The sequence below is a fragment of the Paenibacillus sp. CF095 genome (assembly GCF_900101225.1).
GTDB lineage: Bacteria > Bacillota > Bacilli > Paenibacillales > Paenibacillaceae > Paenibacillus.
In genome coordinates, this window is the sequence record NZ_FMZN01000001.1 from 1,326,409 (window position 1) to 1,339,580 (window position 13,172).

Sequence of the window (13,172 nt, forward strand, 5' to 3'; positions counted from 1 at the left end):
GAGCCTTTTTTGTCTAAATTAAGAAAACAAAGCCGTCAACTGATCTATGCCGGACTTATCGGAGCAGGAGCTGTAGGGTTGGTGTTCGGAGGATATGTTATCTACAATGTCAAAACGATGGGGGATGTCAGGTCAGCCGTAGAAGCCCGGTATTTATCGGCATATGAGGAAAAGGAAGCTGAATTAAAGCAACAATGGGATTCGGGAGCACAAGGATGGGTTACGATTCGGGATATTGAAGCAGGTGAACCGATATTACCGGAGGATCTGAAGCTCATTGCTGTTCCAGATGCACAAGCACCGCGAAATCTCTGGTCCAGTACCAAGCAGATGGAAGGCCAAGTGGCCAAAATAGAGTTGAAAAAAGGAACAGCCATTACCACCGAGATGGTGTATGAGGATGCACCGGCTCCGCCCGATTTAAGAAATCGAGAGCTGCAAGTTGTATTACTGCCGTCCTCACTTGTTAAGGGAGATATTATTGATGTTCGTATCCAATTCCCTACCGGACAAGACTATGTTCTTTTATCGAAGAAGAAAGTGGAACGACTCAATGCAGCTACCTTATGGATTACGATGACGGAGGAAGAGATTCTGTCACTCTCAAGTGCAATTGTAGATGCCTATTTACATAAAGCTTCAATCTATGCCTTAACCTATGTAGAACCACAGTTTCAGACACCTGCAATCGCGACGTATCCTGCCAATTCAGAAGTGTTAAAACTGCTGGAAAGTGATCCGAATATTGTTCGACGAGCCGAACAGGAGTTATCCAGACAGGTGCGAAGTTCGCTTGAAAGTTCACTGGCCGCCTCCGTGACAGCACCGTCAAAAGGAGTGGAACAGGATGTGGCACAATCCTCAGTTACCTATAACAGTCGTCCATCAGCCAATAATTCGGCAACGTCGGATGGAGTGATGTGGAATGATGGTTCAGGAAACGGGGCAGGAGCTAATTCTGGAAGCGTAAATAATCCTGCTGAAGCTTCACAAACAGAACAGCAGAGTTTGCTAACGGGTGGAGAGTAGAGATTAATCTAAGGTTTTCACATTAAAATAATTCAGATAACAGAGGTTTAAAGAAATAGAAAGGGGTGTAACATCTATGCATACATGGATCTTCGCGGGTTTATGTGAGAAGAATGATCTGATGTTGTATCTTTGCAAGATACTAGCTTCGACAGGCAAAAAGGTCTTGCTCGTAGATGGAACCTTACAACAGAAGTATGGGTACGGTGTAGGTGACAGTCAGCAGTCTTTGCGAATTACGGAATTTGAAGGATTTGATATCGCTTGTCATTTTGTCACTTCAGCAGCTGTAGAGAATCATCTTGAAGTAAATGGAGAGCGATTGGACAGTTATGACTATGTGTTATATGACATGGAGACCTCACACTTTGCTTCCCGTAGTCTCTGGCTAACCGCTGATGTAAGAGTCTGGGTGAGTGATTATGAGCGTTACAATCTGGAACGTGGCAAGGGTTGGTTGAAGCGGTTGCTTGATGAACAATCTTTGCCTGGTGAGCTGTCATTTCAAAGGCTCTTCATTAACGGGGTTGACTGCAAGCTTGAAGCTCGTTATCTGTGGGCGTATCTGGAGGGCAGTCCGTTTGTGTGGACAGGAGAATCCTTAGTGCTTCCGTGGGATGAGTTAACAGCGGCGGTTAAGCTTGAGAATGAGCATCATCGCCGAGTTCATCTGGGACCTTTGTCACGAAACTACAAAAAATCGTTGTGTCGTGTGGTCCAACAGTTAACAGGTTGGGAAAGTGTCCGTAGTCGCCGTGCGATGAAAGAAGCAGAGAGGATGAGAGCATGAGCACCATTACATTTTGGAGCCCTTTTGCAGGAACGGGTTGCACTTCAAGCACATTAATTAGTGCTTATGCGATGGCACTTCACTACAGGACAAGAGTGTTACTTGTTAATGCAGGCCTTGCCGGAACTGGCACAGAAGCTGCCCTACCATCCAAAGATACGGATACAGCGGATTTTATGTTCTCCTTCGAAGAGGGTGGCTGGGATGCGATTGAACGGCTGCATTCGAGCGGAAGTCTGAATAAGCACAATCTCAGGGATTATACCAAGCCACTTCTTAAGGAAAGACTTGATTTCCTAACCGGAAGAATGGATGAGATGGAACGTTCCCCGCAGGAACATGGTGAGACTGTCAAAAAGCTGCTAAATGTAGCTAACGAGTATTATGATCTGGTTCTTCTGGATGCGGATCATGCTGGTGTCGATTCACAGCTCAAGCTGCAACAGGCGGACTATGTTGTAATTAATCTCGATCAAAATATGCGAAATCTGGAGTTGTTCTTTGAAGAGATCCTGCCAGAACGAATGAACAATAAGAATATACATGTTGTCATTAACAAATACGATTTGCATTCCCGTGCAACGCTTTCCAATATTCGGCGCCAGTTCAAATACAAAGGCACGATATCAGCGATCCCATACACAACCGGATACCTGGATGCAATGAATCGGCGAGATGTCGCTAGGTACTTGCAGTTGGAAAGTTTGACTGAGGATAAGGATATTCGTAAAGGGAGCTTTACTGCAAGCATGAGCGAACTCGCTCGCCTGATTATGGACGGTGCAGGTATGCGCACAGTTCTGAAGAGGCTGGAAAGGGGAGCCTGAACCTCCGATGCTCTGGAATACCATATGGATAAGTTTAATTTTGATTCTGTGTCTGACTTATATCTGGTTCAAGTATAAAACGTTTCTGCGTGAAAAGAATGCTCGTGTTCCTGAACAGGAATCATTCACGATTGACATGTTGATTGAGAAGGTGAAGAACTCACTTCATGAGCTTAGTCATAGTCAGCTCGCGGATGCGGGTCTGCATGAAGAAGAATATCGTCGAAGAATCAATCAACGTGCCGAGATGAGAAAAGCACTGAAGGGCTGTGTCTCAGGCAGTATCAGCGACAAAACGTATGTCAAAAATCTGATAGGGGATCTGCTGACACGAAGCATAGGATTGAACAAGTCAAATGTAGATGAAGTTATTTTGTTTGCAGAACCAGATTTGTTGACGATCCAGGACCGATTCGAAATTGTGTTTTATCTGTACCGACAGCAGTTCGGTGTTGATGCACTCTCCCGCATGATTGATACCTACGATCTTGGCAGACTGAGGATGGAGGAAGGTACGGACGATGGAGGAAGTTATTATATCTCTGAGGAGGATATTCAGTATGTTTTCGAGTGCGAATATCGAGAGCTTGGATTCAGAGAAAAGACGGATATTATCGTTCAGCGTATCTATCAGCATTATAAAGGGTTCTCTGTTGTTGATGAGATAAGAGACCAACGTATTGACGGCGTTAGTGGTGGTGTTAGCGGTATGCTTGATGCTGTTCATAATATGGGACTTCAAAAACCGGCATCATGGAATGATTTGCTGGATCAAGGACTGGAGGATGATGAACATGAAGAACCGCTTAGCGGCATGGAAAGTGTCTGGATTTTCTATAAAGGTAAGTCCATTCATCTATCCTTTCTGTCATTTGGCAGCATCCGTGAACTGAAAAGGGTATGCCAGAATATATACAAATACAATTATCCCGGGCAGTTGTCGGAAGCAAGTGGATACAAGGTGAACGAGATGAAAGACGGCTCCCGTGTCGTTGTTGTTCGTCCTCCTTTTGCAGAATCATGGGCGTTCTTCGTCCGGAAGTTCGATATTCCGAATGCTTCACTTGAACAGTTGATTACGGGTAACAACGCAAATTTGCCAATCACACTGCTTCAATATCTGATGAAAGGAAGCCGGATTACAGCAGTCACCGGGGCGCAAGGTTCTGGTAAAACGACGTTGCTTATGGCTATGGTGAAACACATCTATGCATCCTACACCCTTCGGGTGCAGGAGATGGCGTTTGAGCTTCAATTAAGACGGATCTATAGCCGTCGTAATATCTTGAGTTTCCGAGAGACCGAACACATTTCAGGTCAACAAGGACTTGATTTGCAGAAAAAAACGGATGGTACTGTCAATATTCTTGGTGAGGTTGCGAGTGATGAAGTGGCAGCGTGGATGATTCAAATGTCTCAGGTTGCCAGTCTGTTCACCCTGTTTACCCACCATGCCAAAACGTTCCGTGATCTGGTTTTCTCCCTCCGTAATTCCTTGCTCAAGACAGGTATGTTCCAGCATGAGCATATTGCTGAGGAGCAGGTTGTGAGTGTCATCAATTTCGATGTTCACATGAAAAAAGATGCTGAGGGACGAAGATATATCGAACGTATTACGGAATGTCTTCCTCGTGCGAATCAAGGTGATAGCGTGGAAGAGAGGGCAGGTTTTACATTTCGTAATGTTGTGGAGTACAGAAATGGAGAGTATATTGCAACAGCTCCAATTTCCTCTGGAAGCATGGTGGATATGCGAGACCAGATGACATTACAGGATGCCGAGAAATTTGAACAGTTTATGAAGCAACACTGGGGTGATCAGCATGACAATTAAATGGATTTTGCTCCTCGTATTAAGTATTTGTGCAGGAGGTTTGCTGATCACACTTCTGGTTCTAAGTATGTTACGTCACAGAGGAGGTGGTTCAGCAAGACAGCCCGGCGTTATTCTTGCTCCTAGCGGGAAGGGACTCAAGGGAGTCGGATCAATCTTGTTGCAATCCTACCGTCTTGGAATGAAGGTCCCACTGTTATCAGCGTATATTTTACAGGTGCAGAAGCGTATTTCATTCCGCCATGTTGGGGATGAGCCTTCACTTCGCAGGCTGACGATGACAGTGGTTCTGATTATTCTTGGAGGTTATGGAGGCATAAGTGTCATTCTGTTTCTTCTGCAGCCGGGTATCGCTTTTGTAATACTTTCCGTACTCTGTGCTGTGGTGTTAAACAGCCTGGTATTGGATATGTGCCTCAGTCGTATGGAAAAAAGGTTGCTGGTGCAGATGTTGGATCTCTTCGCAGATGTAAGGCACCGGTATCATCAGCATGGCATGGTTGAGGAAGCGCTATATGAAGCCGCTGAAGCAGGTACAGGAGAAGCAGCAGAACAGGTAAGACTGATCTACGAAGCTCTAACTTCTCCAGATCCGAATGAAGCACTTGAGCGTTATTATGAAGTGGCTCCCAACCGTTTTCTCAAAGGATTTGCCGGCGTTTCCTATATGGTCATGGAGTTTGGGGATAAGGACAGGGCACAAGGTTCTATTTATCTCAAAGGACTTGGTAACCTAACTCAGGAGATTCATTTGGAGATTTTGCGGCGTGATAAATTGGATTACCTGCTCAAAGGGCTTAATATTATCGCTCTTGCTCCGGTATTGTTCACCGCTCCAATCGAACGCTGGGCTAGAGTCAGTTTTCCAACGATGGATGAATTTTACCGCAGCAAAATCGGTTTTGTTACCAAAATATCGATCTATGTCATCATCATCCTTGCTTATTTGCTTCTGCAAAGGCTCCAGCAATACGATGAAACTCGTTACCGGTCAGGACATAAGCATTCATGGTTGGATCAGTTGCTGTACAGGCAGACCTTCATACGGAAATTGGCGATGTTGTTTGCAGCAAAACCTGGCAGTGCACAGTACAGTCAAACGATACGGCTCATGAGGGAGAGCAGTTCAGAGTTGAAATACGAATGGCTCGCCATTCGTCGAGTGATGTTATTCGCAGGTTGTTTAGTTCTTACAATGGGATGCATCTTGTTATTGCATCAGGTTGAACGTAACCACATCATGCATGATCCGATCCGGGATGATCGAATGTTTGGTGCAATGGCTGAAGCGGATCTCAGGAAAGCTGAGGAAAAAACAGCGTTGGATCAATCCGTATTGGAAAGTGTAGAAATGAACCGAGGAGCTACATACGAAGAAGTCTCCAAAGCGTTACAGCAGTTATCTCCAGTTCAGTTAGACCATGATACCCAGAATGAGACCATCACGCGCATTATGCAGAAACTTGAGGTGTACAACAAGCAATATGTACGCTGGTGGGAAATGATTATAGCCATTCTTATGGGTGTAGCAGGGTATTACATGCCGGTATGGCTCATGTTATTTCAACGGAAAATGCGAAGATTGGATATGCGACATGAAATCTATCAATTCCAGACAGTGATTTCCATTCTACGTGAGATGGACCGAATGTCAGTCGAAGAGATATTGGAATGGCTTAATCGATTTGCCGTCATTTTCAAGCGTCCGCTACAAAAATGTTTGTTGCATTTTGAACATGGGCCAGAGCTTGCACTTGAACAATTAAAGGAAGAGGCGGGCTTGCCCGAGTTCCAGCGACTGGTTGATAAATTACAGCTTGCCCTTGGCAAAATATCAATACGTGAAGCCTTCGATGATCTTGAGAGCATGATGGCATTCTATTTTGAACAACGCAAGCAAGAGTACAGCAAAATGATAGATGTCAAAGCATCATGGGGGAGAACCATTGGATTTACACCTATGTACGCCCTTATCTTTTTGTATCTGGTTATTCCATTGGTCGGTATGAGTTTCTTGCAGATGAACATTTATTATGAGCAAATTCAGAAACTGTAGCACAATTCATCTGTGTGACAGTCTGAAATAGTTTAATAACTTATAACTTGGGAGGATTTATCATGAACAATGCATCAAGCGCTTTAAAGGTGGCAGCAGGGATTTTCTTAACAATCGCTTTGATCACAATTGTAGTTCTGTTGTTTATTTCGGCTCAGGAGGCAACCAAGACGGCCCAGAATAATTTTGCTGATATCCAAACCGAGTTGTCCCAGGCCGCATTTACGGTATATGACGGAACAACCATCAGTGGATCGCAGGTTACGAATGCGCTGCGTAAATATGCGGACAAGGATCAGTTCGGTATTCAAGTTATTACAGGTAAAAATAAAGCGGGTCAATGGTACGGCAATCAACTAAACATCTCACAGGATCTCAATAATGCGGACTACGGCTCGGTTATTGCACCCGACGATAAAGTGGGGATTATTAACCAGACCATGAGTGAAAAAGACAATCAATATGTCAATCCAAGTGGTAAATTCAAAGCCATTATCGTAAAAGACCGATCCAACGTGGTAAGAGGGCTGATCTTCCAGCAATCCTGACAGGAGTTGGTTTAACATGTCCCGGAATACACAGCATCTTATGTTGTTTTGTACGGCGGTTGTCCTGTTTGTGACAGCCTGCCTGTACGGGCAACAGAATGTTAAGATTTTATCAGCGGCCTTGAACGACAGAGTACAGACAACAGCAGGCATGGAAGGTCGGCTGACAACAACACTGCATACCACCAATCCGTCCCGGTATAGTGGTGCGGAAGTGTTGCATACCGTGAGACAGATGACAGGCACAGGCATTCCTGTAGAGGTAGACGGGACTTCCTATGTGATCGATCCACTTGTCAGCAAAATAGCGACTATTCCTGTCCAGCTCTATGTTACCTACAGACCAGAGTTTATACGAAATGAAACTGGAGAACTGCTCAAGATTGTTTTTTGGAAGGAGACCAGTGTGAATTGATTAATGCCGCATCCAAGCTGCTTGCCGTATTGCTCGCAGTCCTTCTGCTCTATGTGTACCCAACTGCTGAAACAGCTGATCGGCAGGATGATATAACACGTATGACGGCTGTTCAGAATGTAACACGTTTTGTTGATGCTGTCCGAACGAAAGGATATATTTCACCTCGAATGTTGGCTGAGTTTGAGGAGCAACTGGCCCAGACGGGCAATCTGTATGAGGTGTCGATGGAACATTTACATAAGAAATATGTACCTCATTATACAGACCCGATGGACAATAACAGTTTTACCGGGACCTATGAGGTAGTGCAGGATGGATATTATGCAGCTCAGATTCGAGAAAGACTATTCCCATCCTCAGGTGTGATACCGGTTGATGATCCTGGCCGAAGATATACGTTGACGACAGGGGATTTTTTCACCGTGACGCTCCAAAATACAAATCGTACACCTTCCATGCTCATTCGTGAATGGTTGAGTGGCACGGCTCAGGCTTCAGCAGTATTTGTAACATACGGAGGTATGGTCCTCAATGAAGATTACTGAGCTATCCATTGTATTTGTGCTGATCTTCTTCCCGCTCTTCTGGATCATCTCACTCCATACCCAAGATGCCGAAGAGGCTCAATATCTTGGTCAACGATACAGATCTGCACTTCAAACCGCAGTCATGGATGCAGGTGCAGTCATGCATCAGAATGAGAAACAAAATGATGAAGCAGGTTATGATTCAACCAAATTTGTTAAAGCGGATAAAGAGCTTGCCTTGTTAACATTTACTCAGACGATGGCTTTGAATATGGGGATTCAGGATGATCCCGCAGCTATTCAAAACATGTTTAATTACATTCCTGCCGTGGTTATTCTGGATTATGATGGCTATTATATGTTGTCCACAGAAACAGAGATGACGGGTAACCGTGAAGATTCTTTCAGGCAAGTGTGGAGCCCCAAGAAACCTTATACATATTCAGATTCTAATGGTAACAGTATTAACTTTACACTGGACGACTACGTATATGCCTATGACGCAAACGCAGGGAAATGGATTGAAGGATTTCAAAAAGAACTGGCCTCAAGCACACAGATTCCTTTACTTCAGAATACCAGCGTATTTGAACAAGTTAGACTAAGCCGGATTGTGACTACTGTGCAGGATGATCTGGCTGATGTGATTAACCGCCATAATGAGTTTGCCAGAAAGAACGGTATTTCCTATACGTTCACGATGCCCCTGGTTGCGCAGGAAGATTGGTACAACTCCATTAACGATACAGGGATTATGGCCTTTATCCAAGGTATAGGTGTGGGTGACCAGAAGATCAACAATTATGCGATCGGTGGAGGCAGACTTGTGAAGAAAACGGCCATCGTAGGTGGGGTAGATCCTTTAACGGGTATCAGGTACTATTACCCCTCCACATGTGGTAATGGTTACCGTGCTGAAGAGGTGTTCACAGACGCAAGACAAGCAGCTGCGCAAGGCTATTTCGAATATAAATGCTCTAATCGTTAGGGTAGCCTGTATGACAAAATCATGTAAGAGGTTCTTGAACTGTTTACATTACTTTCAGAAAAGACGGGACCTGTGCTAGAATAGGGTTTCGGAACAATAACAAAAGTAATGTCTAATAGATAGGAGCAACCTCATCTTATGAGTTTATTGTCAGTAGAGAACGTAAGTCACAATTTTGGAGATCGCACGTTATTTAAAAATGTATCATTTCGTTTACTTGCCGGAGAGCGCGTAGGACTTGTTGGTGCCAATGGTGTGGGTAAATCCACATTAATGAACATCCTTACCGGTAAATTGCTTAAAGATAGTGGAAAAGTGGAATGGACACCTAAGGTCCGTTATGGATATCTGGATCAGCACACGAAGCTTACCCCAGGCAAAACCATTCGTGACGTGCTTAAGGATGCATTCCTTCCGTTGCTTGAATTGGAAAAAGAAATGATGAATATTACGGACCAGATGGCAGATGCAGATCCAGATAAGCTGGAGCAGTTGCTGGAAGAGATGGGCGATATTCAGGAACAACTGGAACAGGGCGACTTTTATCTGATTGACGTAAAAGTGGAAGAGATGGCCAATGGTCTTGGTTTGTCCGCAATTGGTCTTGATCGGGATGTCGCAGCTCTAAGTGGTGGACAACGTACCAAGGTGCTTCTTGCCAAGCTTCTGCTTGAGAAACCTACAGCTCTTTTGCTGGATGAGCCGACCAACTATCTGGATGTAGAGCACATTGAATGGCTGTCACGTTACCTGAAGGACTACCCGCACGCGTTTCTTTTAATCTCCCATGACACGGAATTCATGAATGAAGTCGTAAATGTCATTTATCATTTGGAATTTGCCAAATTAACGAGATACGCAGCGAACTATAACAAGTTCCTCGAGATGGCTGATATGAATAAAGCCCAGCATATTGATGCATACGAGAAACAGCAAGAGTACATCAAGAAGCAGGAAGATTTCATTCAGCGTAACAAGGCACGTGCTTCAACTTCAGGTCGAGCGAAGAGTCGGGAGAAACAGCTGGACAGAATTGAACGTATTGATCGCCCAGATGAAGCGGCCAAACCAACGTTCAAATTCAAGGATGCCCGTGCGAGCAGTAAAACGGTCTTTGAGGGTATTGATTTTGAAATTGGATATACGTATCCTTTGCTGCCTAAGATGACAATGACAATCGAACGTGGTGAGAAAATTGCCATCGTAGGTTGTAATGGTGTGGGTAAATCGACGCTGTTGAAAACCATCCTGGGAAAAATATCTCCACTCAGTGGAAAGACTTTCTTAGGAGATTACCTCGAAACAGCCTATTTTGAGCAGGAGGTTCGTGCTGGGAATATCACGCCGATTGAGGATGTCTGGAATGAATTTTCACATTTGACCCAAAATGAGGTCCGAGGTCATCTCGCTCGCTGCGGGTTGAAAAATGAGCACATTACTCGTCCACTTAATATGCTGAGTGGTGGAGAACAAGCCAAGGTTCGTTTATGCAAACTCTTGATGCGTGAAAGCAATTGGATTCTATTCGATGAGCCGACGAACCATCTGGATGTCACAGCCAAAGCGGAGTTGCAGCGTGCTTTGAAAGAATTCAAGGGAACGGTGTTAGTGGTATCTCATGAACCTGATTTCTACGAGGGATGGGTCACCAAAACATGGAATGTCGAAGAATGGTCTGAGAAAAACTAAACGATTCAAGACAATGTTTAACAGAAATGACGGTGACAAAAAAAACCGTCTATGGTAACATAGGCTACAACTTCATATGAACACTAGGGGGGCCGCACGATGCGGCTGAGATGGAAGAATGCGATTCCGGACCCTTTGCACCTGATCTGGATCATACCAGCGTAGGGAAGTGGCGAGCGCGTTTCAGTGAATGACGTGAGCAAACGGCAATTCGAAAGAATTCAACCGTCTTGCTTAGTAAATTGAAACATGCAGTTGCGTGTATAACGTTATGGCTATAAGGTCTATAGCTTTATTGCACGAAATGAACTGTATGTATCAGTCAGTCATCTGGTCCTATAATTAATACGCAGCCACTCCCCTACGGGAGTGGCTTTTTTGTGTTTTCATAGCATTCAAGTCTGGAAGGAGATGAACAGTACGGTAATTTCTCATGAACATGTTCAAGAATCATTTGAATTGCATGTTGTATCTACGGGTGCAGGGGATCAGGCATCTTTTGTAAAAGCTGCAAAGGACGTTTGGCCTTTGGTGGACTATATTCACATACGAGAAAAACAACTCACATGGCAAGACAAGATCGGTTGGGCTCAAAGTCTGCGTAGCGTTGGCATTCCATCTTGCCGCATTGTTATCAATAGTTCAGAACTTCCTTCACAGAATGACATTTATGGCGGTGTACATTGGGGGCAAGATGCGATACGAAATTATAACCCTGCTGTTATAAGCAATGTGCAGCGCCTTCGTCTGGGTGTATCTGTTCATTCAATCGATGAGGCAAAAATCGCTGAAGAACGGGGAGCCGATTATCTTTTCTTCGGGCATGTCTACTCAACCAACAGTAAGCCTGATCTTGACCCCAGAGGATTACATGCTCTTGCTGAAGTGTGCAGGCGTGTCTCCATTCCTGTCATGGCGATTGGGGGTATCGGACCGGGAAACATTCACGCTATTCGCTCTGCAGGGGCACAGGGAGTCGCCGTGATCTCGAATGTATGGGCGAGCGAGTCACCGGATCGGGCGGCTGCATTATTAAGGCAGGCTATCGTTGCTACAGAAAGTCTGAGTCCCTGAATCAAGGAGATGAGAGGATGAAAGAGATCGTTATTGATAAACCGGATAAGTTTCATGCAGAAACGATTATTGTAGGTGGAGGCGTTGTTGGTTGTGCTATCGCTTATGAGCTTGCTTCCCGTGGACAGGATGTGCTGTTGCTGGAGCGTTCGGCGATTGCAGGAGGCACTTCTTGCGCGGCGGCTGGAATGCTGGCGGCAGGCAGTGAGGATTTTGCTCATCCTTTGATGGCTAAGCTTGCCAGACAGAGTAGACAGTTACTTATCGAGCAACAGGTGCTAATGGCTACACTCAGTGAGGTAGAGACTGGCCTGCAATGCCAGGGATTCCTAACTCCTTTTCGTTCATACAGTGAATTAAGTAGTTATAAGGACAATCGGAAGTCTGCGTTGTCTGCTTCTGCTGATGAGGTATGGTGGGATCGTTCCGTTGTGCAACAGGAGGCATCATGGCTTAACAGAGATACGTATGGAGCCTACTACAGACCTTACGAGAGTGAGATTCTTCCAGTCCATCTAACGAAGGCATATGCTGAATCCGCTCAAGCATTGGGAGCACGGGTTATGGAGGACATACAGGATATACGTGTGCAAGCAAACGAACATGGCGTGCAGGGAATCACCACATCGATCGGTGAGATGAGATGCAAACATGTCATTATAGCGGCTGGATTACAGAGTGAAGAGTTGATGAGACATGTGAATCTGAGCATGCCTGTGTGGTCGGTAAAAGGAGAAATAGCCGCCGTTCAGTTCTCAGATGAACATGCTGGGTACAGACCTGACAGAACGGTGTATGCAGAGGATATCTATATTGTTCCCAAAGCTAATGGCGAAGTTTGGCTCGGGGCAACCAGTCTGCCAGGCAGAACCGATCTGAACGTTTCTGTACAGGGTGTTCAGAAGCTGCTAACAGCGGCTACCCACTGGGTGCCTGGGATGAAAGAAGCACAATTTATACGAGCGTGGGCAGGCGTAAGACCGGCAACTCCAGATGGATTGCCTTATATAGGTGCTTGCAAGAGTATACCAGGGCTGTTCGCCGCCTTTGGGCATTACCGCAACGGTATCTTGCTTAGTGCGATAACAGGAAGGCTTATCGCTGAGTTGCTCGCTGGCAAAAGCTCAGAAGAACTCGGAATTGAGGCGCTGAGTCCGGAGCGATTGAACAGAAAGGGAGTGGTGCAGTGAATATCATCGTTAATGGTCAACGGATGGAGATTGAAGACAGATTGAATCGTGTGGATAAACTGCTTAAATCTTTTGATCTGCAAGTCAAGACTGTAGTTGTAGAGCTGAACAAGCATATTTTAACCCGTGAGTATCATGAAACGACGGCATTAAGAGAAGGCGATCGAATCGAGATTGTACATTTTGTAGGAGGCGGTTGATG

The 13,172-nt window shown here is 45.1% G+C and carries 13 protein-coding genes and 1 riboswitch; all 13 genes read left to right on the forward strand.

Annotated elements, in window-relative coordinates:
* The first annotated feature begins 9 nt into the window (after positions 1-9).
* The 13 genes from BLS69_RS05875 to thiS all read left to right on the forward strand — a co-directional run bounded on the left by BLS69_RS05875 (position 10) and on the right by thiS (position 13,170).
* Complete coding sequence (locus tag BLS69_RS05875) at positions 10-1,029, forward strand: SAF domain-containing protein (RefSeq protein WP_091029336.1); 1,020 nt, start codon at positions 10-12, stop codon at positions 1,027-1,029.
* A gap of 76 nt (positions 1,030-1,105) precedes the next feature.
* A complete protein-coding gene (locus tag BLS69_RS05880; protein WP_091029338.1) occupies positions 1,106-1,819 on the forward strand; it encodes a hypothetical protein in 714 nt (237 codons plus the stop codon).
* Positions 1,816-2,646: a CpaE/TadZ family protein gene (locus BLS69_RS05885; protein WP_091029340.1), complete on the forward strand. Its 831-nt coding sequence runs from the start codon at positions 1,816-1,818 to the stop codon at positions 2,644-2,646. The genes BLS69_RS05880 and BLS69_RS05885 overlap by 4 nt, the downstream gene beginning before the upstream one ends.
* Before the next feature lie 7 nt (positions 2,647-2,653).
* A complete protein-coding gene (locus BLS69_RS05890; protein WP_091029343.1) occupies positions 2,654-4,480 on the forward strand; it encodes a P-loop NTPase family protein in 1,827 nt (608 codons plus the stop codon).
* Positions 4,470-6,536: a hypothetical protein gene (locus BLS69_RS05895; protein ID WP_091029344.1), complete on the forward strand. Its 2,067-nt coding sequence runs from the start codon at positions 4,470-4,472 to the stop codon at positions 6,534-6,536. Before BLS69_RS05890 ends, BLS69_RS05895 begins: the two co-directional genes overlap by 11 nt.
* Positions 6,537-6,598: 62 nt before the next feature.
* Complete coding sequence (locus tag BLS69_RS05900) at positions 6,599-7,084, forward strand: hypothetical protein (protein WP_062834890.1); 486 nt, start codon at positions 6,599-6,601, stop codon at positions 7,082-7,084.
* Between the two features lie 16 nt (positions 7,085-7,100).
* On the forward strand, positions 7,101-7,499 hold the full coding sequence (locus BLS69_RS05905; RefSeq protein WP_091029347.1) for a hypothetical protein: 399 nt from the start codon (positions 7,101-7,103) through the stop codon (positions 7,497-7,499).
* On the forward strand, positions 7,496-8,047 hold the full coding sequence (locus BLS69_RS05910) for a hypothetical protein (protein WP_091029349.1): 552 nt from the start codon (positions 7,496-7,498) through the stop codon (positions 8,045-8,047). Before BLS69_RS05905 ends, BLS69_RS05910 begins: the two co-directional genes overlap by 4 nt.
* Positions 8,034-9,017: a hypothetical protein gene (locus tag BLS69_RS05915; protein ID WP_091029352.1), complete on the forward strand. Its 984-nt coding sequence runs from the start codon at positions 8,034-8,036 to the stop codon at positions 9,015-9,017. The genes BLS69_RS05910 and BLS69_RS05915 overlap by 14 nt, the downstream gene beginning before the upstream one ends.
* A 138-nt stretch (positions 9,018-9,155) precedes the next feature.
* Positions 9,156-10,706 carry an ABC-F family ATP-binding cassette domain-containing protein gene (locus tag BLS69_RS05920; RefSeq protein WP_091029354.1) on the forward strand — a complete coding sequence of 517 codons (1,551 nt, stop codon included), beginning with the start codon at positions 9,156-9,158 and terminating at the stop codon, positions 10,704-10,706.
* A gap of 75 nt (positions 10,707-10,781) precedes the next feature.
* Positions 10,782-10,891, forward strand: a riboswitch (TPP riboswitch).
* A gap of 193 nt (positions 10,892-11,084) precedes the next feature.
* Positions 11,085-11,780: a thiamine phosphate synthase gene (locus BLS69_RS05925; protein WP_091029356.1), complete on the forward strand. Its 696-nt coding sequence runs from the start codon at positions 11,085-11,087 to the stop codon at positions 11,778-11,780.
* 17 nt (positions 11,781-11,797) lie between these two features.
* Positions 11,798-12,970 carry a glycine oxidase ThiO gene (gene thiO, locus BLS69_RS05930; RefSeq protein ID WP_176872610.1) on the forward strand — a complete coding sequence of 391 codons (1,173 nt, stop codon included), beginning with the start codon at positions 11,798-11,800 and terminating at the stop codon, positions 12,968-12,970.
* Positions 12,967-13,170 carry a sulfur carrier protein ThiS gene (gene thiS, locus BLS69_RS05935; RefSeq protein WP_091020730.1) on the forward strand — a complete coding sequence of 68 codons (204 nt, stop codon included), beginning with the start codon at positions 12,967-12,969 and terminating at the stop codon, positions 13,168-13,170. The genes thiO and thiS overlap by 4 nt, the downstream gene beginning before the upstream one ends.
* The last annotated feature ends 2 nt before the right edge of the window (positions 13,171-13,172 follow it).

Coding starts and splice junctions, on each gene's coding strand:
- thiO (WP_176872610.1), top strand. CDS start 11,798: ATGAAAGAGATCGTTATTGATAAACCGGATAAGTTTCATGCAGAAACG.
- BLS69_RS05890 (WP_091029343.1), top strand. CDS start 2,654: ATGCTCTGGAATACCATATGGATAAGTTTAATTTTGATTCTGTGTCTG.
- BLS69_RS05900 (WP_062834890.1), top strand. CDS start 6,599: ATGAACAATGCATCAAGCGCTTTAAAGGTGGCAGCAGGGATTTTCTTA.
- BLS69_RS05885 (WP_091029340.1), top strand. CDS start 1,816: ATGAGCACCATTACATTTTGGAGCCCTTTTGCAGGAACGGGTTGCACT.
- BLS69_RS05895 (WP_091029344.1), top strand. CDS start 4,470: ATGACAATTAAATGGATTTTGCTCCTCGTATTAAGTATTTGTGCAGGA.
- BLS69_RS05915 (WP_091029352.1), top strand. CDS start 8,034: ATGAAGATTACTGAGCTATCCATTGTATTTGTGCTGATCTTCTTCCCG.
- BLS69_RS05920 (WP_091029354.1), top strand. CDS start 9,156: ATGAGTTTATTGTCAGTAGAGAACGTAAGTCACAATTTTGGAGATCGC.
- BLS69_RS05880 (WP_091029338.1), top strand. CDS start 1,106: ATGCATACATGGATCTTCGCGGGTTTATGTGAGAAGAATGATCTGATG.
- BLS69_RS05905 (WP_091029347.1), top strand. CDS start 7,101: ATGTCCCGGAATACACAGCATCTTATGTTGTTTTGTACGGCGGTTGTC.